Here is a 23,377-nt window from a genome sequence, read left to right as displayed (position 1 = left end):
AATGGCAAAATACTTCGGTACAGATGGCATTAGGGGAGAGGTTGGTAATTCAGCTATTACAGCAGAATTTGTTCAAAAATTAGGTAATGCTGTAGGATCTCTGATTAATGAAAAAGGGTACTCTAAATTTGTTATAGTAGGCCAAGACACGCGCGGTTCAAGTAATTTGTTGAAATTTGCTTTGATCTCGGGATTAAATGCAGCAGGTATAGACGTTTTAGATTTAGGTGTTGTACCAACGCCAGTGGTAGCATTTATGACTGTTAAACATAAAGCTTCAGCAGGTTTTGTTATAACAGCATCACATAATAAATTTACAGATAATGGCATTAAATTATTCTCCTCTAATGGTTTTAAATTAGATGATGCTTTAGAGGAAGAGGTCGAAAAGAAAATAGATAGCTCATTTATATACCAGCCGCAACATAAATTTGGTAGTTATAGAATGTTAGAAAACTCCATTGCTGAGTACATTCAAGAGAGTTATCAGAGTTTTGGAGATTTGGTTAAATATAAAGGCAAAGTTGTTATAGATTGTGCTAATGGTGCAGGGTCCTATAATTTTGAGGCTTTACTTGGTAAGTTTGGTATTGATTATATATCAATAGCTTCTAGCCCTAATGGTGTAAATATTAATGTCAACTGTGGAGCTACATGTGTAGAAAATATAAGTAAGGCTGTTTTAGAATGCAAAGCAGACCTTGGTGTCGCTTTAGATGGCGATGGTGATAGAATTATAATTGTTGATGAAACCGGTAGTGAAATAGATGGTGATGGGATTTTGAATATTATATCTCGTTATAGTGATATCTGCGGTGGTACCAAAGGAATAGTTGGTACGCAAATGACTAATATGAGTTATGAAAACTATTATAGGAGGAATAATATACCATTTGTTCGTTCAAAAGTGGGTGATAGGTATGTTTTAGAAGATTTAGTGAAACATGATTATAAAATAGGTGGTGAGTCTTCTGGGCATGTCATTAATTTAAATTTCGGTACTACTGGAGATGGTCTTCTTACAGCCATACAGCTTTTAGCTATTTTTTCCCAAAATAATAAGCCGGTTTCTCATTTTAAGCTGCAAGATAAGCTCATGCAACAGACGCTAATTAATGTGCCGTTAGAGAAAAAAGTTACTAAAGAAGATTTACTCAAGCTTTCTGTAGACATTGAAGAGGTTGAAAATAGATTGGTAGATAGAGGTAGAGTTCTGCTTAGACCATCAGGCACAGAGCCAGTTTTACGTGTAATGGTAGAAGCCAGCGATAAAGACTTAGCTACTTTAGAAGCAAGATATTTAGTTAAGCAAGTCAAGCAAAAATTAATGTAGGATGAGTATGCAAAAGTTAATCATGGGTAATTGGAAGATGAATGGCAATTCTCAGAGTATCAGAGAGCTGTGTTATGGTATTTCAAAAGTCGAGTATGACACTTCAAAAGTTAGTGTTGCTGTTTTTCCATCTAGTGTTTATGTGAAAGAAGTGGTTTCACAGTTGCGAGAAAGCATAGGTGTGGGTTTACAAAATGTTACATTTTATGATGATGGAGCTTATACCGGAGAGTTATCTGTAAAAATGCTACAAGATACAGGCTGTAGTTATGTTTTGATTGGACATTCTGAGAGAAGGGCTTTGTTTGGCGAGTCTGATGAAGATGTCTTTAGGAAATTGCAGAAAGTTATGGATACGGATGTGGTGCCAGTAGTTTGTATAGGTGAAACTTTATCAGATAGAGAGGGTGGAATTTTAGAAGATGTTCTAGGAACTCAGCTGGGTTTGATTTTAGAGAATTTTTCTGTCCAACAATTAGAGAAATTGGTTATAGCTTATGAACCTGTCTGGGCTATTGGTACAGGTGTTGTAGCATCATTAGAGCAAATACAGCAAACGCATAAGTTTATAAGATCTTTGCTGGCTAAAATTAATAAAGATCTTGCTAAAAAAATCAAAATAGTGTATGGTGGTAGCTTAAAAGCTGAGAATGCTAAAGATATTTTAAGTTTACCGGATGTGGATGGTGGGCTTATAGGCGGAGCGTCTCTAAAAGCTTCTGAGTTTAACGAAATAATAAGTCAAGCAAATAAGATATGTACGGAATAATTTTAACTATAGATGTTGTCGCTGCTTTAGCTGTTGTTGTATTGGTGTTATTACAACAGGGTAAAGGTGCAAATATGGGAGTTTCATTTGGAGGAGGTGCTTCAAACACTGTGTTTGGTAGCAAAGGTGCAGCATCATTTTTATTTAAAATGACGGTGTTTTTTACCGCAGTTTTTTTTGTATGTTGTCTGACTTTAGGGTATTTGAGTAAAAGTTCGGTTGCAGCCTCAGAGATTACAGAACAGTCTGTTAGCAGTCAATATGATTATGATCAATATCAAAAGGAAATTGGCCAAAAAACCACATTACCAAGTAATCTCCCTAAAAAGTAGAAGTATAAGTAATTAAGAAAATATCTATTGCACCGGTGGTGGAATTGGTAGACACGCCATCTTGAGGGGGTGGTGTCTTTAAAGACGTGTGGGTTCAAATCCCACTCGGTGCACCATGCTATAAATATGCTTTGGGTAGGTTTGTTGAGATCGGACCGTAATTCAGATATAAACTTAGTTATTAGTCGAAGCTATAAACCCCCATATGAGGCTATTTTTTTTTTAGCATGTATTATATAATGAGTACTCTTGATATAATGTGAGTTAAATAACTTAATATTTTAATTTGACTGAGGAATATATTTGCTATGAACTGGAGAAAATGTTTAATCATATTGTTTAGCATATTAGGGGTGTTGACTTTATCGGGTTGTGAGGGTGGAATATGGAACCCAATGGGAGTAATCACGCTGCAAGAGAAAAAACTGCTTATATTTGCAGTAGTTCTTATGCTTATCGTGGTTGTGCCGGTTATCGTTTTGACTCTTTGGTTTGCCTGGAGATATCGTGAAGGAACAAATGCTGAATACCGTCCAAATTGGTGTCACAATAACCTTCTTGAAATTATCTGTTGGGGTATCCCTTTTATAATAATCCTAATATTAGCAATCGTTACGTGGAAAACTACACACTCGCTTAGTCAATATAAACCTTTAGAGTCAGATAAAGAGCCTGTCAACATAGAAGTTGTAGCTTTGGATTGGAAATGGATGTTTATATATCCTCAGTATGATATTGCTACAGTTAATTATATCGAAATTCCAAAGGACCGTCCTGTTAACTTTAAGATTACTTCAGCCGCACCTATGAACTCCTTTTTTATCCCAGAGTTAGGTAGTCAGATATATGCTATGACTGGTATGACTACTCAGTTGCATATTCTTGCAACGCATGATGGTAAATACCGTGGATTCTCTGCTAATTACACAGGTAAAGGTTTTGCTGAAATGCAGTTTTACACAAAAGTAACAGATCAGGACAGTTTTGATAAGTGGGTTAAAGAAGTTAAAAATGGTAAGCATAAGTCATTAACATGGGATTATTTCTGGGAAAATCTAGTTAAGCAATCTATAGATGACCCAGTGACTTACTATTCACATGTTGATGGTAACTTATTTAATGATATCGTTATGTCTTATATGATGCCAAACTACAAACCTGGTGATATGGATCATATGCATATGCACCATAGTATGTCGCATTAATAATAAGTAGTATGTAAATAGGAGACGAGTATGCTAGAAGCATTGATTGGGAAGCTGAGTAATCCACATTTGGTTTTTCCATATCTGTATGAACCAATTAGTCAGCAGATGATAATATTGGGAATGTTCATATTTATTGTGATCTCAGGTGTGGCAGTCTTAGGTGGGATAACGTATTTTAAGAAATGGGGTTACTTATGGAGAGAGTGGTTTACTACTGTCGATCATAAAAAAATAGGAACAATGTATATAATAGTGGCATTAGTCATGTTGTTTAGAGGCTTTGTTGATGCTGCTATGATGAGAACTCAGCAGGCTTTAGCAGCAGGTGACAATACTGGCTATTTGATACCAGAACACTTTGATCAGATCTTTACTGCTCATGGTGTTATCATGATTTTCTTTGTTGCGATGCCACTTATATTTGGGTTGATGAACTGGGTTATACCTCTGCAAATTGGTGCTAGAGACGTTGCTTTCCCTTATATGAACTCTTTAAGCTTCTGGCTTTTTGTTGTTGGGGCGATGCTTATTAATATTTCACTGCTTGTTGGTGATTTTGCCCATGCTGGTTGGCTTGCGTATCCTCCTTTTTCAGATATAACTTATAGTCCTACTGTGGGTACGGATTACTATATCTGGGGTCTGCAAATATCTGGTATTGGATCTTTGATGACAGGTATCAATTTCTTTGTGACGATTATTAAAATGCGTTGTAAAGGTATGACCTTGATGAAGATGCCTATTTTTACTTGGACTTCATTGTGTTCAGTTATACTTGTTATAGCAGCTTTCCCTGTATTAACAGTAACTTTAGGATTGTTAACTTTAGATAGATATTTTGGTACACATTTCTTCACAGTCTCTGGTGGTGGAGATCAAATGATGTACGTCAATTTAATATGGATATGGGGTCATCCAGAAGTTTATATTTTAGTACTACCTATGTTTGGTGTGTATTCAGAGGTTGTAGCTACTTTCTGTAAAAAACCATTGTTTGGTTATGTGACGATGGTATGGGCAAGTATCGTTATTACTATTTTATCATTTACTGTATGGTTGCATCACTTCTTTACAATGGGAGCAAGTGCTAACGTTAATGCTTTCTTTGGTATAATGACTATGATTATTGCTATCCCAACGGGGGTTAAAATATTTAACTGGTTGTTTACGATGTACAAAGGACGTATAACATTTACCACTCCTATGTTATGGTTAGTTGGCTTTATAGTGACTTTCTCAATAGGTGGCATGACAGGTGTATTGTTATCTGTACCGGGTGTTGATTTCCAAATGCATAATAGTGTGTTCCTAATAGCACACTTCCATAATGTTATTATTGGAGGCGTAGTGTTTGGTGCTTTCGCTGGGCTTACTTACTGGTTCCCTAAAATATTTGGCTTTAAGTTAAATGAGCGTTTAGGTAAATATGCATTCTGGTGTTGGTTGATCGGTTTCTTCGTAGCATTTATGCCTTTATATGTATTAGGTACTATGGGTATGACTAGAAGACTTTATCATTATGATGCATCAACTGGTTACCAGTCGCTATTAATAGTAGCTTGGTTTGGGGCAATGATTATAGCTTTAGGTGTATTTTTTCAAGTTTTACAGATTATAGTAAGTGTACGTAATAGAGATAGTAATCGTGTTACTGGTGATGCTTGGGATACAGGTCGTACTTTAGAGTGGGCTATACCATCTCCAGTACCATTTTATAACTTTGCACATGATCCAGTAGTGTCAGAAAGAGATGCTTTCTGGAATCAAAAACAGAAAGGCTTAGACATTCAAAATGAATCGAAAGGAAAGGATAAGCAATACGAAGATATTCATATGCCAAGAAATACAGCTATAGGTTTTGTTATAGGAGCATTTAGTTTTATCTTTGGTTTTGCTGCGGTGTGGCATATCTGGTGGCTTGTAGTAGTTGGCGTAGTAGGAATTATAGGTACAGTACTATATAGATCTTTTGATTATGATATTGATTATTACGTTAAAGCAGATGAAGTTGAAAAAGTAGAGAATGAATATAGCAAGTCACAAGGAGTGATATAATGAGTGCAACAACTGTAGATAATAATCATCATCAAGGTGAGCATCATCATCACTTTGATGGTTCTAAAAACGTATTTGGTTTTTGGATTTATATTATGAGCGACTGTGTTCTTTTTGCGACACTGTTTGCTGTTTACGCAGTTTTTCATAAAAATACATTTGGTGGAGCTGGTGCTCAAGAATTATTTAGCTTACCATATGTATTTGTAGAAACTATGCTTTTATTAGTTAGTAGCTTTACTTTTGGTTTAGCTATGCTATCACGTAACTCTGATAACATTAGAAATGTTACAAAATGGTTATGGGTTACTTTCTTTTTAGGTTTGGGCTTTATACTTATGGAAATCCATGAATTCTATGAGTTAGCTATGGAAGGTCATACTTGGTCAAGTAATGCATTTTTATCATCTTTCTTTACATTGGTAGGTACACATGGTTTACATGTGTCTATGGGCCTTATATGGATAGTCAGTATGATTATGCAACTTAAAAAGCATGGTATGACTCCAATGGCAAAAACAAAGCTTACTTATTTAGGCTTATTTTGGCATTTCTTAGATATCGTATGGATATTTGTATTCTCAGTAGTTTATTTGTTAGGAGCAATATAATATGGCTAAAGAACACTTATATGATCATGAAACAGGTGCAGCATATGGTACTCATAAAAGTTATATACAAGGGTTTGTATTATCGATAATAATTACTACTATAGCTTTTGTATTAGTAGGTTTTAAGTTACTATCACCTGGAGCTTTATGTGTATCTGTTGCTATACTAGCATTAATACAACTTTTTGTTCAGTTGGTATTTTTCTTACATTTAAATACAGATTCAAAAGCACGTTGGAACTTAATAAGTGCTATATTTGCATTAATAGTAGTATTTATCGTGGTTGCAGGTACTATCTGGATCATGTTTGATCTTTATGATATGATGATGTAACTTTTGATTCTTAATTATGTCTTTTAAAAAATATTTTCAATTAACTAAGCCGGGAATTATTTTTGGTAATTTGATTACATTTACAGGCGGTTTTTTGTTAGCTACAAACCGCCAGATAGGTTTTAATTATTTAGATTTATATCTTTATGCTATTATCGGTACGGCCTTGATGATAGGTTCAGGGTGTGTTTTCAATAACTGTTTTGATCATGATATTGACGCAAAGATGCAAAGAACCCAGAACAGAGCTTTAGTTACAAATGATATAAGCCTTTTATCTGCAATGGTTTTCGGAGCAGTATTATTTCTATTAAGTAGTTTAGTTTTGTATGTATTAGTTAACCCTCTAACGTTATTGATTATTATAATTGGTTTTATGGTTTATGTTGGAGTATATACGGTATCTAAACGTTTTACTGTACATGCTACTTTATTGGGGGGTATTTCGGGTGCTATTCCTCCAGTTGCTGGGTATACAGCTGTGGTAAATAATCTAGACCTAAATGCTTTTGCATTGTTTTTAATATTGTTCTTTTGGCAAATTCCACATTCTTATGCTATAGCAATATTATATATTAAAGACTATAAAAAAATAGAGGTCCCGTTACTGCCTATAGTTAGAGGACTGGATTATACAAAAAAAATAATGCTAGTATATATGTTTTTATTCATAGTTTCTTGTAGTCTGCCTTATCTTTTAGGTACGGCAGATATTTATTCTTTGATAATTTGTGAGTTAATAGCTACATTTTGGCTTTATAGATCTATTAAATCATTTTATGTAGATAATGATCGTGATTTTGCAAAAATAGTTTTTAAGTGGTCAATTATTGTTATTACTGTAATTTGTTTATCAATAGGCTAGGCTTAAGTTTAAGATTACCGGTAGATTAAGAATAATGATATGCTATTTTATTTAGTTAATCCAAAATAAACTTTGTCAAATGTGTAATTATACGCTAAAGCATAAAACACATAAAAAATGACAAACCCAATATCCACTATTAATGCTTCCATTAGGCTTATTTCTAACCAGTATGCTATAAATGGGATTGTTATAATTAGTAGTCCAGCTTCAAATAAAATAGTATGCAACATTCTGATATTGAAATATCTTTTTGATCTATGTCCGCCTAAATAAATTTCTATTAAGTCAAAAAGATAGTTATATATGAAATTCCATGCCATAGCTGTAACCGATATAATAACAACTAGTATACCCATACTCAAAATGTTTTCGTTTAAAATAAACATCGTAATAGGTGTAAAGACAATTATACCAATTGCTTCAAACCCAATCATATGTACTAATCTACCAAAGAAACTCATATTTTCTTAAAAATTTAATGTGTATAATTATATTTTATCAAAATTTAATTCATATTTCTATAACATTTAACTAATAAGATAAACACGAAACTTTCTCTTAATTAATCTCAAACTTTGAGGATATACTCCAAAGAATACCTTTTAAATATGTATAAGATTTAATCTTTAGTTGCCTATTTAGATTATAGAATTTATACTTTTAGTAATAGCAAATAAAGATTTAAATTTATCTATGAAAGAAGTTCTTAATCCTATAAATGATATTTTAAAAAACTCAAAAGAAAGCATTTTGAAAAAAAGTCTTAAAAAACTTGATATAGTTAGTAGAGAAGAGTTTGAAGTGCAAAAGAAAATACTTTTAAAAACTCGCCAAAAACTTGAAAGTATAGAGGCTAGGCTAGACCAGCTGTTAGCAGAGAATAAATAGCTATGTCTTTAGCAGTACTAAGAAGTAGAGCTCAGCTTGGGATAGAGGCTCCATCGGTTTCTATAGAAGTCCATTTATCAAATGGTTTACCAAGTTTATCTATTGTAGGTTTGCCAGAAACAGCTGTTAAAGAAAGTAAAGATAGAGTTCGTAGCGCTATTATAAATTCAGGTTTTAACTTCCCTAACAAGCGCATTACAATTAATCTAGCTCCTGCTGATCTACCTAAAAGTAGTGGTAGGTTTGATTTACCGATAGCTTTAGGTGTGTTATACGCCTCAGGGCAAATAGATATTATTAAGGATGTTGAAGATTTTGAGTTTGCTGGAGAGTTATCGTTAAGTGGCGAGCTTAGAAGAATATCTAGTGCTATACCAATGGCTATTAAATGTGTGCAATCTACAAAAAACCTCATTTTACCAGTTCAAAACGAAAAAGAAATAGGTTTGGTTGAAGGAGTTGACGCTTATAGTTTTGTTAGTCTAAAAGAGGTTGTGGATTTTTTATCAGGTAAGATTAAGAAGTCAAAAGTAGAGCCTAATGTAGATATCAACTTTGATAGGCTTTATCAAGATTTAGAGGATGTGAAAGGTCAGTATCAAGCTAAAAGAGCTCTAGAAATAGCAGCAGCTGGTGGGCATAATATCCTTCTAGTAGGTCCCCCAGGAACAGGGAAAACAATGTTAGCTAGTAGGTTAAACTCAATTTTACCACCATTAGATAAACGTGAAGCTCTTTCATCAGCGATGATAGCCTCAATAAAGGGAGAGTCTAATATAGCAGAGAGTTTTTACAAAAGACCTTTTAGACACCCTCACCATACTTCTTCTGGAGTATCTTTGGTTGGGGGTGGTAGTAACCCTATGCCAGGAGAAATTTCTTTAGCTCATAACGGAGTGTTATTTCTAGATGAGTTGCCTGAGTTTGACCGTAAAGTTTTAGAAGTTTTACGAGAGCCTTTAGAAATTGGGGTTGTGAATATTTCCCGTGCTAGATGCCAAGTAGAGTATCCAGCAAATTTTCAACTAATTGCTGCTATGAATCCTTGTCCCTGTGGGTATTTAGGCGCTCAATCTAAGGAATGTACAGATTCTATACAAACAATACGTAGATACCAAAGTAAGTTATCAGGACCATTGCTAGATAGGATAGATCTACATGTAGAAGTTTTAGAGTTATCTAAAGAGGATCTTACTAATCAGAAACTTATGGGTGAAAAAAGTAGTTTAGTTAGAGCTAGAGTTGAAAAGGCACGACAATTACAAATATTGCGCCAGAACACAATTAATGGGATGCTAAGTAGTAAAGAGCTTGATAAAGTTTGTTTGCTTGATGAAGAAAGTAAAAAAATGCTTGAATTAGCGATAGAAAAGCTTGGGTTATCAGCAAGAGGATATTATAAGATACTTAAAGTAGCTAGAACTATAGCTGATCTTAATGGTAATGAAAGCGTTGATAAAAAATCGATTCAAGAAGCTATAAGTTATAGAAAGATGGATAAGTTTATAAAGTAGGTTTTATTTAATATGAGAAGATTATTTTTAAATGCCTTTGGTAAAGAAAAACTAGACAGACCGCCTGTTTGGATAATGCGTCAAGCTGGTAGATATTTGCCAGAGTATAGAGAAGTTAGATCAAAGTTTGTGGATTTTATGGATATGTGTCGCAATCCAGAGGCATGCTGTGAGGTGGCTTTACAACCTCTTAGAAGGTATGATTTAGATGCAGCTATAGTTTTTTCCGATATATTAACTATCCCAGAAGCTATGGGATTAGATTTGGAGTTTATAAAAGGAGAAGGTCCTATTTTTCCAAACCCTATAGTGACTAATGGAGATCTAAATAAATTGTTGGATACTGATGAGAGCGCAAGTAAGCTACAGTATGTTTATAATGCTGTTAGAACAACTAAGTCTGCGATAAATGTTCCTTTGATAGGTTTTACAGGTAGTCCATGGACATTAGCTGCATATATGATAGAGGGTAAAGGTTCCAAACAATTTAATAAATTACGAAAAATGATGTATGCAAATCCACAACTGATGCACCAGTTGCTACAAAAATTAGCAGACGTTATAGTTATTTATTTGTTAGAGCAGATAAAATCAGGGGCAGATTCTTTAATGATATTTGATACTTGGGGAGGTATTTTACCACTAGCTCAATATAAAAATTTTTCTTTAGACTATATGCAATACATAGCTAAAAATGTCAAACAGGCGGCGCCGTCAATACCAATAGTGTTTTTTACGAAAGGTGGTTCAAACTTTTTTGGCGAATATGAAAACTTATCTTGTGATGGGATTGGTATTGATTGGAGCGTAACTATTGAGCAGGCTCGCCATAGAATAGGTAATGGTAAAGTTCTACAAGGTAATTTTGATCCAGCATTTTTATATGCAGATAAAGAAAGTATCCGAAAAATAGTGAAGCAACATATGAATTTTATTCAATCAGATAGGGTTAATAATTATATCGTTAATTTAGGTCATGGCATATATCCAGATATTGACCCTGACCATGTAAAAGAGATGATTGATGCTATTAGAAGTGTTAATTGCTAAGAAAATGCTTGAAATAATATAAAATAATGCTATTATACATTCGTATAGACGCGGGGTGGAGCAGCTTGGTAGCTCGTCGGGCTCATAACCCGAAGGTCGTTGGTTCAAATCCAGCCCCCGCTACCAATAGGAATTTTTTATAAAGGCCCTTTAAGGGCCTTTTTGCTATCTGGAGATAAGTAAAAATTAGGGAAGTGAATATGTTATTAGACAAACTATATGAAATAGTAGAACCTATAACTGCAGATTTGGATTATATCCTTTGGGGAATAGAGATTGTTGGCAGTGGCACGGTTATTGTGCGAGTGTTTATTGATCATGAAGACGGAGTATCTGTGGATGATTGTCAAATAGTAAGTAAAGAGTTAAGTGCCATTTTTGACGTTGAGGATCCTATTTCTGGTAAGTATGTACTTGAGGTTTCTTCGCCAGGCATGAATAGACAAATTTTTAATATTTCTCAGGCACAAGCTTTAATTGGTTTTACTGTAAAAGCTGTAGCTTTTGAACCGGTTAATTCTCAAACGAAATTCAAAGGAATGTTAGATAGAGTTGAGGGAAACAATATAGTTTTAAAGTTAGATGATGATAAAGAAGTAAGTTTTGGTTTTGAGGAGCTTAAGAAGTTAAGAGTTTCACCAGAGTTTTAGTTTTAGAGGTAAGAATAATGAGTAAAGAATTACTATTAGTATTAGAAACGGTAGCAAATGAGAAAGATATTTCAAAAGATCTTCTATTTGAAGCTATGGAAGAAGCCTTAACAACGATAATCAAAAAAGAACTTGATGATAGAATGAATATAGAAGTTAAGATTAATCGTATAACAGGCGAGTTCAAGGCTGACCGTGTATGGCACATCGTCTCTGAGGATCAAGACTTAATAGATTATTCCAAAGAGTTATACGAGGATGTCGCTAGAGAGAAAGGTTATAATGTTGTAGCTGGTGATATAATCAGAGAAAGTGTTGAAGTCAAAGAGTTTGGTCGTATAGCAGCAGCTGTAGCAAAGCAGATTCTGATGAAAAAAATCAAAAATTTCGAAAGGGAAAGAACAGCAAGAACCTATCAAGATAAGATTGGTGATGTTGTTTACGGAGAAGTTAAAAGAGCTACGTATGAATTGCTAATTATAGATTTGGGTAACAACGCTGAAGGAATATTGCCAAAAAAAGATTTAATAGCAAGAGAAAGGTTCCGTGTTGGTGATAAAATTAGAGCTTGTGTTGAGAATATAGACTGTGATGATGAAGGTAAGCCTAACACGATTATGTTAAGTAGAGCTAGTAATACTATGATAAAAGCTTTATTTAAGCTAGAGGTCCCAGAGGTCGAAGAAGAAATTATTACTATAGTTAACGTAGTTCGTGAATTAGGTTTTAGAGCTAAAGTTACAGTAAAAAGCAATGATCAAAGAATAGACCCTTGTGGAGCTTGTGTGGGTGTTAGGGGATCTAGAATACACTCTATAATGAGTGAGTTAAACGGTGAAAAAGTAGATGTAATATTGTGGGATCAAGATATAGTTCAATATGCTATTAATTCTTTATCACCAGTTGCTGCAGAAGACATTTTAGAGGTCAATGTTGATGAAGAAACTAAATCTATGGATATAGTCGTTAAGCAAGAAAGTTTATCTAAAGCTATTGGAAAGAATGGTGTAAATGTAAGGCTAGCAAGTGCTTTAATCGGTTGGAAGATTAATGTTCTTTCAGATTCTGAGCAGGAAGAAAAGCAAATATCTATAGTAGAGAAGTTTGTTGAAGTTTTAGATGTTGACCATGATTTTGCATTAGTTTTAATAGAAGAAGGAATTGAAACATTAGAAGATTTGGCATATTTAGACAAAGAAGAGCTTTTAGAAATCGAAGGGTTTGATGAAGATATAGTCAATGAATTGCAAGAAAGAGCTAAGGCAGCTCTACTATCTCAGGTGTTAGGTAATAAGAAGCCTGCGGAAGACCTTTTGAATATGCAAGGTATGCAAGAAGATTTAGCTAAGCAGTTAGCAAAAGCAAATATAGTAACTATGGAAGATTTAGCGGAGCTATCAGTGGATGAGTTACTTGAGATTGTAAATGTTGATGAGCAAAAAGCTACAGACTTAATTATGCAAGCAAGAGCTCCTTGGTTTGAATAAGAAAGTACCGAATTTGAAAGTACATAAGGAGAGAGAGATGGCAGAAATTACAGTTGGGCAATTAGCGCAACAAACAAATAAAGATGTTGAGACTTTGTTAAAACAATTAAAGTCTTTTGGTATTAGTAAATCAAATGAGAGTGATACTTTAACTCCTATAGAGATGAAAACTCTTTTAGAAAAAATAAACAGCGTAAAAAACTCTGCAACTAGAAAAAAAGTGACTACTACCGTGAAACTTGATGGTAAGCATAAAATAAATGTTTCTGTTAAAAGAAAAAGACGAGTTGCTAAGAAGGTAGAAGAACCAGCTGTTTCTAGTGTAGAAACTTTAGTTGCACAAAAAGAAAGCTCTCAGTTAATTAATGCACCTCAAGAGAAGGAGCTAGTTAAAAAAACAGTGATTGAGGCAAAAAAACAAGAATCATCCTCTGTTAAAGACGCAATAATGGAGAAGCCTTTTTTAGAGGCAGCGACAAAAGAGCAAAAAACTGTAGAGCTTAAAGATAGTGGCTTTAAGTTTATTTCCATACCAGAACAAATAGTAACGACAGATACTGAATCTAGCGCAATAGATGCGGCTAAGAAAAAAGCAGCTAAGAAAGAGTTTTCTAATGCCTCTGCTACAAATACTAAATATAAGAGAGAAGAGGAAGATAAGCGTGCAAAAACTAAAAAGGCGGCTGGTAAAGGGTTTAAAAAAGCAAATCCAAGACAATTATCACAGTTAGCTGGAGATTTGGAATCTTTCGATGAGTTTGGAGCTAAAAAAGGTAAGCTGAAAGCTTCAAAAGTTAAAAAGCAAGAATTTACAAAACCAGTTGAGAGTACAGTGAAAACTGTAGAAATATATGAAGGTATTACAGTAAGTGATTTAGCTCAGAAAATGTCTGTAAAAGGCGCAGAGATAGTTAAAATTCTTTTTAACATGGGTGTTATAGCAACTATTAACCAATCTTTAGACCAAGATACGGCTATATTGATAGTTGAGGAAATGGGGCATAAATATACTCTACATAATGAAAATGCTCTAGAAGAAGCTATAACTCTAGTCGACAGAAGCGGTAATAAGAAGCTATCAAGAGCACCTGTTGTAACGATTATGGGACATGTTGATCATGGTAAAACTTCATTGTTAGATTATATTCGTAAGTCTAGAGTTGCTTCTGGAGAGGCTGGAGGTATTACTCAGCATATAGGGGCTTATTCTGTAAAAACTAAAAAAGGATCTATTACTTTCTTAGATACTCCAGGACATGAAGCATTTACTTCTATGCGTGCAAGAGGAGCTAAATCAACAGATATAGTTATTTTAGTCGTGGCTGCAGATGATGGTGTTATGCCACAAACTGAAGAAGCTATACAGCATGCTAAAGCAGCAGGTGTTCCAATACTTGTAGCGGTCAATAAAATTGATAAGCCAGAAGCTGATACTGAAAAAGTTATAAGTGAATTGGCTCAGAGGAATGTTATACCAGAAAGCTGGGGTGGAGATGTTATGTTTGTAAATGTTTCTGCTAAAACAGGTGAAGGTATTGCAGATTTACTTGATGCTGTGTTGTTACAATCAGAAGTTTTAGAGCTAGAAGCTTTCGCTGATGGTTACGCTGAAGGAGTAGTTGTTGAGTCAAGATTAGAAAAAGGAAGAGGCCCAGTAGCAACTATACTTATACAAAATGGTAATTTAAAGCAAGGGGATGTTGTTCTTTGCGGCACAGAATTTGGTCGTGTTAGAGCTATGCACGATGATTTAGGTAAGAATATTAAATCAGCAGGACCATCTATGCCGGTTGAAATTCTTGGTTTATCGGGAGTCCCAGCAGCTGGTGACCAGGTTATAGCTGTTGAAAGTGAGAAAAAGGCAAAAGAAGTTGCTTCCCAAAGGGCTCAGAAACAAAAAGACGCTAAAATAGCTCAAGAGCAAGTCTTAAAATTATCAAATATGTTTAACCATATAGGTAAAGATGGCGAACAACAAACTTTAAAGATTATTCTTAAAGGAGATGTTCAAGGTTCTGTTGAGGCTATTAGAGATTCATTACTTAAGCTATCTACAAATGAGGTTAAGGTTGATATTATCGCTAGTGGAATAGGTGGTATTACTTCGTCAGATATTACTTTAGCAGTTGCTTCTACAGCTGTTGTTATTGGTTTTAATGTTCGTGCTGATAGTGCTGCTAAAAAAATAGCAGAAACAGACGGTGTAGAATTACGTTATTATAATATTATCTATGATCTAATAGATGATGTTAAAAAAGCTATGAGCGGTCTATTATCACCAGAAATGAAGGAACAAATAGTTGGTATAGCAGAGGTCAGAGAAGTATACAGATCTTCTAAGTTTGGTTCTATAGCAGGATGTATGGTTGTAGAAGGTGTAGTTAAAAGAGCTAATCCTATACGTGTACTTAGAGATAATGTTGTTATATATGAAGGAAGCCTTGAGTCTTTGAAAAGATTTAAGGATGATGCTGCTGAGGTTAAAAAAGGTCTTGAATGTGGCATAGGTGTTAAAAACTACAATGATGTTAGAGCTGGAGATCAGATAGAAGTATTTGAAATCATTGAGGTAGCTAAGGAGCTGTAATTATGGCAACAGAAGGTAGAGTTCAAAGAGTAGCAAGCGAGCTAAAGAAGGTGATATCTTTAATATTGCGTTCTAGGGTTAAGGATTTAAAGCTAGCGAGTGCAACGATTACAGAAGTAGAAGTCTCTAAGGATCTATCTTTTGCGAAAGTATATTACACTTGTTTAGTTTCAGAAGATATTGTTTATATATCAAAAGCTTTTACAAAGTCAAAAGGGTTTTTTAGAACATCTATTGCAAAGTCATTAAATTTAAGGGTAGTACCAGATCTTAAATTTATTTATGATACTTCTCTTGAGTATGGTATGCAAATGGAAGAGAAAATTTCAAAAGCTTTAGATGCAGATGCCAAATTTATAAGTCAAGGTAGCGATTCCTTAGAAGATAATTATAGAAAAGCTAAAGAAGATGACGTTGAGAAGTTAAGATAATAGGTTGGAATAATGAGTGAATTTACTATTATCCGTGGCTTTAATGACATTTTGCCAACTGATAGCTATAAGTGGCAGTATTTGGAGTTACAGATAAAACAGATTTTGGATCAATATAACTATACTGAAACTAGACTACCGATTTTAGAAAGAAGTGAATTATTTCATAGAAGTGTTGGAGAGACATCAGATATAGTTTCAAAAGAGACTTATGATTTTACTGATAGAAGTGGCGATAGCCTAACATTACGTCCTGAAGGTACAGCAGGATGTGTTAGGATGGTTCTAGAGAATAATCTTATAAATAGAGGGCAAACGCAAAAACTTTGGTATTGTGGTCCAATGTTTAGATACGAAAGACCACAAAAAGGAAGGTATAGACAATTTTATCAGCTTGGAGTAGAAGCTTATGGATTTGATGGTATAGCTATAGATCTGGAAGTTATATCTATAGCTTGGAATTTGTTTAAAAAGCTTGGTTTAGCAGAATATATAACCTTGGAGTTAAATAGTTTAGGTTCTAGTTTGGATAGACAAAAATATACTAAAGCTTTATTAGATTACCTTAAACCATTTCATGATCAACTTGATACTGATTCTATAAAAAGGCTAGATAAAAACCCTTTACGGATACTTGATTCAAAAGTTTTTGCTACACAAAAAATTCTTGAAAATGCTCCTAAGCTTATGGATTTTATAGAAGCTGAATTATTGGAAAGGTTTCAACAAACATGTCAATATGTAGAGTCACTAGGCATTAAATATACTGTTAATAAGAATTTAGTGCGAGGACTTGACTATTATAGTGGTTTAGTTTTTGAATGGACTACAGATAATCTAGGTGCTCAAAGCGCAGTCTGTGCTGGTGGTAGATATGATAAGCTAATTGAAGATCTTGGTGGTCAAAGTAGTGGCGCAATAGGCTTTGCAATAGGTATAGAAAGACTTTTGCTTTTGTTGGAAACTCTGGGTAAATTACCTTCACAAAATAGTGTATGCGATATATTTTTCGTATTAGAAAAAGAGAGTTTGTGTAAAACGTTAGCTTTGGTTGATTATATACGTTATGAGCTTAATGGCTTAAAATTTGATATGGATTTGAAGTTTGGTAGTTTCAAATCACAGTTTAAAAAGGCTGATAAATCTGGGGCAAAGGTTGCAGTGATAATTGGTTCTGAGGAATTAGAAAAACGTCAAGTTTTGATAAAGTATTTGCAAAAAGATAGACCTCAGCAACGAGTTGAGTTTGAAGGAATAATAAATTTTTTAGAAAAAATAGACAATGAAATTATATAACATAAAAGGGTATGCTTGGATAGTAGTAGGACTAAGTTCATTTTTACTTATAGATAAGTATATTATGAATGTTTCTCCTAGTTTGATAGCTAATGAATTGATGAGTAGTTTCTCTATCAATGCTACACAAATGAGTGCGATGATATCACTTTTTTTATGGTCAGTAGTTTTTTGTCAATTTTTTGTTGCTGGTCCTATTATAGATAAATTAGGTTTTAGAAAAGTAAGCTTCTTTTCTCTTATATTATCGGCTGTAGGATTGTTGCTATTTGTTTTTGCTGCTGACATACATAGCTTTTTATTGGGGTGTATTGCTAGATTGATGATAGGCATAGGGGCGTCTTTTGCTACTGTTGGATATATCAAAGCAGCTGCTGTGTGGTTTGATCCACGTAAATTTGCTTTTGTATGTAGCTTTCTAATGACAGCGGCTATGACAGGGGCCTTGCTTGGACAAGTTCCTTTGGTTTACCTTATAGAATTAACAGGATCTTGGCATGGCGCTTTAATTAGTTACGCATGTTTTAGCATAGTTATAGCTTTATTATATTTAGCTTTAGTTAGAGATTATAATCCTCATGCTTCATTTTCAAATCAATTAAGGCAAAAAACCAGTACACTCGATGGTATCAAAAAAGTATTATTAAACAAAAATAACTGGTATCTAACCATGTATACAGGTCTTACTTTTACTACTATAGACGTGTTTGGAGGTATTTGGGGTAATAATTACTTTAGAGGCTTATATGGTATTAATGCTAAAGAGGCTTCTTATATAGTTTCTATGATGTTTTTAGGTTTGGCTATAGGCTCACCTATTATAGGAAAATTATCAGAGAAGTTTGATAATAGAGTTAACATAATGATTATCTTCCATATCGTTGCAACTGCAGCTTTGGCTATAGTGCTTGAGTTTAAACTTACTCCTGCAATATCTGGTACTTTACTATTTGTGTTTGGTTTTTGTTTGGGTGTGTATATGCTTGCTTTTGCAATAGGTAATCGTATTAACCCTATAGTAGTAGCTGCAACTGTGGCAGCACTTATAAATACAGGAGAGCCTCTATTAGGTGCTTTATTTGATCCTCTTATAGGGTACTTTTTGGATGTGACATGGAGTGGTCAATATTTAGATATGCATAACAATATTGTAAATATAGCTACTGATGGAGCCCATAGATACTTTAGCATTAGTGCTTACCATAGAGCATTTTTAATATTGGTGTTTAGTATGGTTGTATCATTTTTCCTACTAATACTGGTAAAGGATAAGGAAGTTAAATAAACCAAGATGACCTTAGAGCAAGTATATTTTGCAAAAGTAAAGCAGCTAGGCTTGAAAGTCGACCCTCTACAACTTGAAGCTATAAAGTTTTTGCAAAAAGTAATAGATGGGTTGATCACAAAGAAAAAGCCTAAAAAACTTTTTTTTAACAAACCGGTTTATCCCCACATTAGAGGGCTTTACATGTGGGGTGGTGTAGGACGAGGTAAAACTTTTATTATGGATATTTTCTATAATGAAGCGCCTATTTCAAAGAAAACGCGCCAACATTTTTCTCATTTTATGAAGGATATTCATACCCGCCTACGTAGTTACCAGGGAAGTAAGAATCCTATCGCAAAGGTCGCTTACGATATTGCAAAAGACACTCAAATCATTTGTTTTGATGAGTTTTTTGTTGAAGATATTGCAGATGCTATGATTTTAGGTAATGTTTTTAAAGAGCTATTTAGTTTGGGTGTTGTTTTGGTGGCAACTTCAAATATCCAGCCACAAAAGCTATATTTAAATGGCTTACAAAGAGAATTATTTTTGCCCGCGATAGATGTTCTGATATCAAATGTTGATGTTTTAAATCTTGATTCTGGCATAGATTATCGTTTTCGTTTACCAAATGAGTATCTTAACTATTTATATCCATATAATGAAGCTAATAGAAAGAATTTTTTTGATAAATTTTTCCTAGATAATGAGAGTTTTGATAAAGGTTTTAAAATAAAAATTTTAGATAGAGATATTGGTACTATATTGACTAGTTTTAAGGATGTTTGTTTTGATTTTAAAGTAATTTGTGGAGATGGGCGTAGTGCTAATGACTATATTGAAATTTGTAAAGTTTATAGACAAATATTTGTTTACAATTTAAAAAGTTTCAGTCAAGCAAATGAGGATATGGCTAGAAGATTTATATCTTTGATAGATGAATGCTACGACCAGAATAAAAAAGTTATAATTTTAGCGGATTGTGATTTTAAAGAAATCTATAAAGGTAAGCGATTAAGATTTGAATTTCAACGAACCATAAGCCGGCTTAATGATATGCAGAACCCTAATTTTGGAGTTTTAAATGACTAAAGTACAGTATTTAGAGGTTTCTGATGATATTATTGAGCAGCGAATAGATAACTACCTAATTGGTAAATTTACTAAGTTACCTAAACCTTTGATATATCGCTGGATCAGGAAGGGTGAGTTGCGGGTAAATAAAAAAAGAGTTAAGCAAACGTCACGTGTAAGCTCAGGAGACATAATTAGGGTTCCTCCTTTTAGTGTTCAAGATGACGTGCAATCAGTTAAAATTAGTCAGTCACATTTAGATTTTCTAGAAGAAATTATCTTATATGAAACGGATGACTATATAGTAGTAAATAAACCTTCTGGAATAGCTGTACATGGTGGCTCAGGGCTTAACTCGGGACTTGTCGAAAGACTTAGGCAGCTACGTCCACAAGCTAGACGCCTTGATTTGGTTCATAGGCTTGATAAAGAAACATCTGGTTGCGTACTTTTGGCTAAGAAGCATAATTCATTAGTGTATTTTTTTGATCTATTTAAGCAACGGAAGATAGATAAAATTTATTACGCAATAGTTCATGGTCTTTGGGATAAAAGTATAAATAGAATAGATTTACCCCTTAAAAGAACTGAAACAAAAGATGGTCAAAGGATAGTTAAAGTTGATAAAAAAGAAGGTAAAACTGCAATTACTAATATTTTGTCTGTTGAGCATTTATCTGAAGAATATAGCTTACTTAAGATAAAGTTAGAAACAGGAAGAACGCATCAGATAAGAGTGCATTGTAAGGTTAGAGGGCATCCGATTGTTGCAGATAAAAAATATGGCTTTATAGATAAGGACGAAAAGCTTGCTAAACAAGGTATAGATAAACTTTTATTGCACGCTAGTAAGCTAGAATTTTTTGATGAAAAACAACAGCAAAAAATTACTATTGAAGCTAATTTGGATGAAAGGTTTAATAAGTTCTTAAGCAAATAAAAATTATTTCTTATTGTCCTTTATCAATAGTAAAATAATTAGAGATATTACCATACTTGCTACTAAGGTTGTAAAAGCAAAATGGTAAGATATTAATTCAAAGTATTTTATATCCATAGAACTAGTCTTTTGTGAGATTATTATTCCAGCGGGATTCATAAACTTACCAGTCCACGACCAATCAAGAAAATATCCAATTAAAGGATCAAAAATAGCACCTAATATTGGTTCACCTGTATTTATAAAGGCAGCTACCGTAGCTGTTATAATTATGGGGTTTATTCTGTTCCCTATGGCGAAAGATAGCATATAAATACCTAAACAAAGTCCAAAAATAAATAATAGTATTGCAGAAGCAAAAGCACTAGTTTTAGTGAGTAATACTATACTTAAAGCAACTGTACCTATTATATGGAATGTGACCATTACACCTTTTCTATTATCAAGTATTTCTGATAGTTTTCCTAATATGGGAGATCCTATAGCCATTCCAATGAAAATCATAGATATCACGCTAGCAGCCTGCTCTTTGGAAATACTATAAGCCTCTCTAAAATATGCATTCCCCCAGAATCCAGCAAATGCATCTACAGCAGTAAAGCTTAAGCCAACATATAATGTTAAATACCAGTTATTTTTGTTTTTCACGACTTGTTTTAAGGCTTCTAAGGTGCTTAATTGATTGCTAGATGAACTAGCTTCTGGTTGCTGAGGGTTATAATCACGAACAACAATATAGTAAGTAACTGCTATAAATAAACTAGCCACACAAACTAAAAGCATGGCTATTTTCCAATCATTACAAAAATCTATTAGGTATGCTAAGGGTGCTTGGGCACATAATGCTCCAATCATAGCAGCAGTAGCAAGAAAACTTGCAGCAAAAGCAAATTTGCGGGGGTCAAACCATACAGATACAGCTTTTAAATAAGATATTGTAGCAAATGATACTCCCATTCCTGTAGTTATCCTAGCGATATATGCCATGCTTAAGCTACCAAAATTGGCTGCAACAACAAATAAAATTACTCCAGCTGCAGAAACAGTTATAGATATTGGGCTGATAAGTCTAAAACCAAATTTATCTACAATAGGACCTGCTATGAAAAGTTGACAGATAATAATTGACCAAAAATACGCTGATCCGAGCGCTCCGGTTTGTGTGGCGTTAGTGCCGAAGCTTTGCATCATATCATCAGTGATTAAACTGGGAAAAACTTGCATAATATATTTATCAAATAATAAAAAAGAACTAAAAGCAATTATTATCCAAGCGTAGCCACGTATATTGTGTATTTCTTGAGTCATGGTAATAAATTAAAAAATTGTTAAGTGAGGTATTATTTTATGTCTAATGGACAAGTATTTCAAGGAAGAATTCTTTTGCTTTGTCAATCTTTAGTTTTCTGATATGATAAGTCTCAAATTAGATCTATCCATATAAAATATGTTGGCTAACGTAAAAATAGATTTTAAAAGGTTTTTGGTTGTGCAGATATTATTACTTTTTTTTGGTTGTATAGCTACGCTGTTTTTTTATGGAGGGTTATACGCACATTCATTTTTATTGGGTGGATTAGTAATGTTTTTAGCAAATCTTATGTTTTTCATGAGATTGGTAGTGAATAAACAGTTTTCACCAGCAATAGAAATTATGATTTTTTTCCTTAGTGAGTTATTAAAGTTGAGTATTGTGGGTATCGTTACTATATTGTTGGCTATTTACGTAAAACCAAAATTATTTCCTTACATTTTCGGAATAGTTTTGTTACAATTAGCGGTGTGTTTTTTACCTCTTCTACTTAAGCGAGTTAGATAGGTAGTTTTTTGTAGTTTATTTAGATTTATTTATTATTTAATTGGTGGAAAAGTAATGGCAAATACTGAGTCTAGCTCTCAAATTGCAACTGGATATGTTCAGCATCACTTGCATCATTGGCAAGTGAGTTTAGGTGAAGGTTCTTTTTGGCAACTTAATGTTGATTCATTGTTGGTTAGTATTATACTGGGAAGTCTATTTATATTTATAATGTTTTTAGCAGCAAAGCGTGCTAGTGCAGATGTACCAGGAAAATTCCAAAATATAATAGAAGCTATCTGGGAGTGGATGGATGGTTTGGTTGCTGAAAACTACCACTATAAAAGGAACTTTGTAACTCCTTTGGCTTTTACTATATTTGTGTGGGTTGTATTAATGAATTTTATGGATCTTCTGCCTGTTGATCTATTTGGCTGGATTATAGGGTTTTTCACTAATAGTCATGAGGCTTACTTTAGAGTTGTACCTACTGCTGATCCAAATGTCACTTTTGCTATGTCTATAGCAGTATTCTTTTTGGTTATTTTTTATAACATTAGAGCAAAAGGTTTTGGGCTTATCAAAGAAATTTTAAGCGCTCCTTTTGGAATTTGGTTGTTTCCTTTAAATATTTTCTTTAGGCTTGTCGATGAGATAGTTAAGCCAGTATCTTTATCTTTACGTCTATTTGGTAATATATTTGCTGGTGAGCTTATATTCATTCTTATAGCACTTTTATATGCTTCAGGCTGGGTGGCTGGTGGAGCTGGAGTTGTGTTAGGAAGTATATGGGCGATATTCCATATATTGATAGTATTGATACAAGCATTTGTATTTATGATGTTGACTGTTGTTTATTTAAATATGGCACAGGAAGCTCACTAG

Annotated in this window: 23 protein-coding genes and 2 tRNA genes; 23 read left to right on the top strand and 2 right to left on the bottom strand. The window is 33.8% G+C overall.

The window, feature by feature from the left end; all coding sequences use genetic code 11:
* The first annotated feature begins 1 nt into the window (after position 1).
* The 9 genes from glmM (at position 2) to cyoE (ending at position 7,507) form a co-directional block, all read left to right on the top strand.
* The gene (glmM, locus tag SD28_RS00840; RefSeq protein ID WP_039123164.1) at positions 2–1,333 is read left to right on the top strand and encodes a phosphoglucosamine mutase; all 1,332 of its coding nucleotides are present in this window, start codon (positions 2–4) and stop codon (positions 1,331–1,333) included.
* A 7-nt stretch (positions 1,334–1,340) separates the two neighbouring features.
* Positions 1,341–2,102: a triose-phosphate isomerase gene (gene tpiA / locus SD28_RS00835; protein ID WP_039123161.1), complete on the top strand. Its 762-nt coding sequence runs from the start codon at positions 1,341–1,343 to the stop codon at positions 2,100–2,102.
* Positions 2,090–2,434 carry a preprotein translocase subunit SecG gene (gene secG, locus SD28_RS00830; RefSeq protein ID WP_039123159.1) on the top strand — a complete coding sequence of 115 codons (345 nt, stop codon included), beginning with the start codon at positions 2,090–2,092 and terminating at the stop codon, positions 2,432–2,434. The genes tpiA and secG overlap by 13 nt, the downstream gene beginning before the upstream one ends.
* 29 nt (positions 2,435–2,463) lie before the next feature.
* Positions 2,464–2,550: transfer RNA gene (locus tag SD28_RS00825), tRNA-Leu, on the top strand.
* Positions 2,551–2,742: 192 nt separating this feature from the next.
* Positions 2,743–3,639 carry a ubiquinol oxidase subunit II gene (gene cyoA, locus SD28_RS00820; protein ID WP_039123157.1) on the top strand — a complete coding sequence of 299 codons (897 nt, stop codon included), beginning with the start codon at positions 2,743–2,745 and terminating at the stop codon, positions 3,637–3,639.
* Positions 3,640–3,669: 30 nt separating this feature from the next.
* Positions 3,670–5,697: a cytochrome o ubiquinol oxidase subunit I gene (gene cyoB, locus SD28_RS00815; protein WP_039123156.1), complete on the top strand. Its 2,028-nt coding sequence runs from the start codon at positions 3,670–3,672 to the stop codon at positions 5,695–5,697.
* Entirely contained in the window at positions 5,697–6,308 is a 612-nt protein-coding gene (cyoC, locus tag SD28_RS00810; protein WP_039123154.1) for a cytochrome o ubiquinol oxidase subunit III, read from the top strand. Before cyoB ends, cyoC begins: the two co-directional genes overlap by 1 nt.
* 1 nt (position 6,309) lies before the next feature.
* Positions 6,310–6,642, top strand: a complete 333-nt coding sequence (cyoD, locus tag SD28_RS00805; RefSeq protein WP_039123152.1) for a cytochrome o ubiquinol oxidase subunit IV — start codon at positions 6,310–6,312, stop codon at positions 6,640–6,642.
* A 16-nt stretch (positions 6,643–6,658) separates the two neighbouring features.
* Positions 6,659–7,507, top strand: coding sequence for a heme o synthase (cyoE, locus tag SD28_RS00800; protein ID WP_039123150.1), 849 nt, complete (start codon positions 6,659–6,661; stop codon positions 7,505–7,507).
* A 47-nt stretch (positions 7,508–7,554) separates the two neighbouring features.
* On the opposite strand, the gene SD28_RS00795 is transcribed toward cyoE, so the two are convergent.
* Entirely contained in the window at positions 7,555–7,971 is a 417-nt protein-coding gene (locus SD28_RS00795) for a PACE efflux transporter (RefSeq protein ID WP_039123148.1), read from the bottom strand.
* Between the two features lie 232 nt (positions 7,972–8,203).
* Here SD28_RS00795 and SD28_RS00790 point away from each other — a divergent pair, with 232 nt between their 5' ends.
* The 12 genes from SD28_RS00790 (at position 8,204) to SD28_RS00735 (ending at position 20,694) form a co-directional block, all read left to right on the top strand.
* Positions 8,204–8,398 carry an accessory factor UbiK family protein gene (locus SD28_RS00790; RefSeq protein ID WP_039123146.1) on the top strand — a complete coding sequence of 65 codons (195 nt, stop codon included), beginning with the start codon at positions 8,204–8,206 and terminating at the stop codon, positions 8,396–8,398.
* Positions 8,399–8,400: 2 nt separating this feature from the next.
* Positions 8,401–9,912 carry a YifB family Mg chelatase-like AAA ATPase gene (locus SD28_RS00785; protein WP_039123144.1) on the top strand — a complete coding sequence of 504 codons (1,512 nt, stop codon included), beginning with the start codon at positions 8,401–8,403 and terminating at the stop codon, positions 9,910–9,912.
* A 12-nt stretch (positions 9,913–9,924) separates the two neighbouring features.
* Positions 9,925–10,962, top strand: coding sequence for a uroporphyrinogen decarboxylase (gene hemE, locus SD28_RS00780; protein WP_039123142.1), 1,038 nt, complete (start codon positions 9,925–9,927; stop codon positions 10,960–10,962).
* 49 nt (positions 10,963–11,011) lie between these two features.
* Positions 11,012–11,088, top strand: a tRNA-Met gene (locus SD28_RS00775).
* 74 nt (positions 11,089–11,162) lie between these two features.
* A complete protein-coding gene (rimP, locus tag SD28_RS00770; RefSeq protein ID WP_039123140.1) occupies positions 11,163–11,612 on the top strand; it encodes a ribosome maturation factor RimP in 450 nt (149 codons plus the stop codon).
* 17 nt (positions 11,613–11,629) lie between these two features.
* Positions 11,630–13,099, top strand: a complete 1,470-nt coding sequence (gene nusA / locus SD28_RS00765; protein WP_039123138.1) for a transcription termination factor NusA — start codon at positions 11,630–11,632, stop codon at positions 13,097–13,099.
* A gap of 37 nt (positions 13,100–13,136) precedes the next feature.
* Positions 13,137–15,686, top strand: a complete 2,550-nt coding sequence (infB, locus tag SD28_RS00760) for a translation initiation factor IF-2 (RefSeq protein WP_039123135.1) — start codon at positions 13,137–13,139, stop codon at positions 15,684–15,686.
* Positions 15,687–15,688: 2 nt separating this feature from the next.
* Entirely contained in the window at positions 15,689–16,117 is a 429-nt protein-coding gene (gene rbfA, locus SD28_RS00755) for a 30S ribosome-binding factor RbfA (protein WP_039123133.1), read from the top strand.
* 12 nt (positions 16,118–16,129) lie between these two features.
* Complete coding sequence (gene hisS / locus SD28_RS00750; RefSeq protein WP_039123131.1) at positions 16,130–17,413, top strand: histidine--tRNA ligase; 1,284 nt, start codon at positions 16,130–16,132, stop codon at positions 17,411–17,413.
* A complete protein-coding gene (locus SD28_RS00745) occupies positions 17,400–18,698 on the top strand; it encodes an MFS transporter (RefSeq protein WP_039123129.1) in 1,299 nt (432 codons plus the stop codon). Before hisS ends, SD28_RS00745 begins: the two co-directional genes overlap by 14 nt.
* A 6-nt stretch (positions 18,699–18,704) precedes the next feature.
* On the top strand, positions 18,705–19,772 hold the full coding sequence (gene zapE / locus SD28_RS00740; protein WP_039123127.1) for a cell division protein ZapE: 1,068 nt from the start codon (positions 18,705–18,707) through the stop codon (positions 19,770–19,772).
* On the top strand, positions 19,765–20,694 hold the full coding sequence (locus SD28_RS00735; protein WP_039123125.1) for an RluA family pseudouridine synthase: 930 nt from the start codon (positions 19,765–19,767) through the stop codon (positions 20,692–20,694). Before zapE ends, SD28_RS00735 begins: the two co-directional genes overlap by 8 nt.
* Positions 20,695–20,697: 3 nt before the next feature.
* Here the strand turns inward: SD28_RS00735 and SD28_RS00730 are convergent, their stop codons facing one another.
* On the bottom strand, positions 20,698–22,002 hold the full coding sequence (locus SD28_RS00730) for an MFS transporter (protein WP_039123123.1): 1,305 nt from the start codon (positions 22,000–22,002) through the stop codon (positions 20,698–20,700).
* A 139-nt stretch (positions 22,003–22,141) separates the two neighbouring features.
* On the opposite strand from SD28_RS00730, the gene SD28_RS00725 reads away from it, so the two are divergent.
* Positions 22,142–22,513, top strand: coding sequence for an ATP synthase subunit I (locus SD28_RS00725; RefSeq protein ID WP_039123120.1), 372 nt, complete (start codon positions 22,142–22,144; stop codon positions 22,511–22,513).
* 54 nt (positions 22,514–22,567) lie between these two features.
* The gene (atpB, locus tag SD28_RS00720; protein ID WP_039123118.1) at positions 22,568–23,377 is read left to right on the top strand and encodes a F0F1 ATP synthase subunit A; all 810 of its coding nucleotides are present in this window, start codon (positions 22,568–22,570) and stop codon (positions 23,375–23,377) included.

Origin of the sequence: Allofrancisella guangzhouensis (assembly GCF_000815225.1) — a bacterium.
GTDB lineage: Bacteria > Pseudomonadota > Gammaproteobacteria > Francisellales > Francisellaceae > Francisella > Francisella guangzhouensis.
The sequence above is the reverse complement of the archived record's forward strand: the minus strand, read 5'-3'. Positions and strand labels throughout refer to the sequence as shown.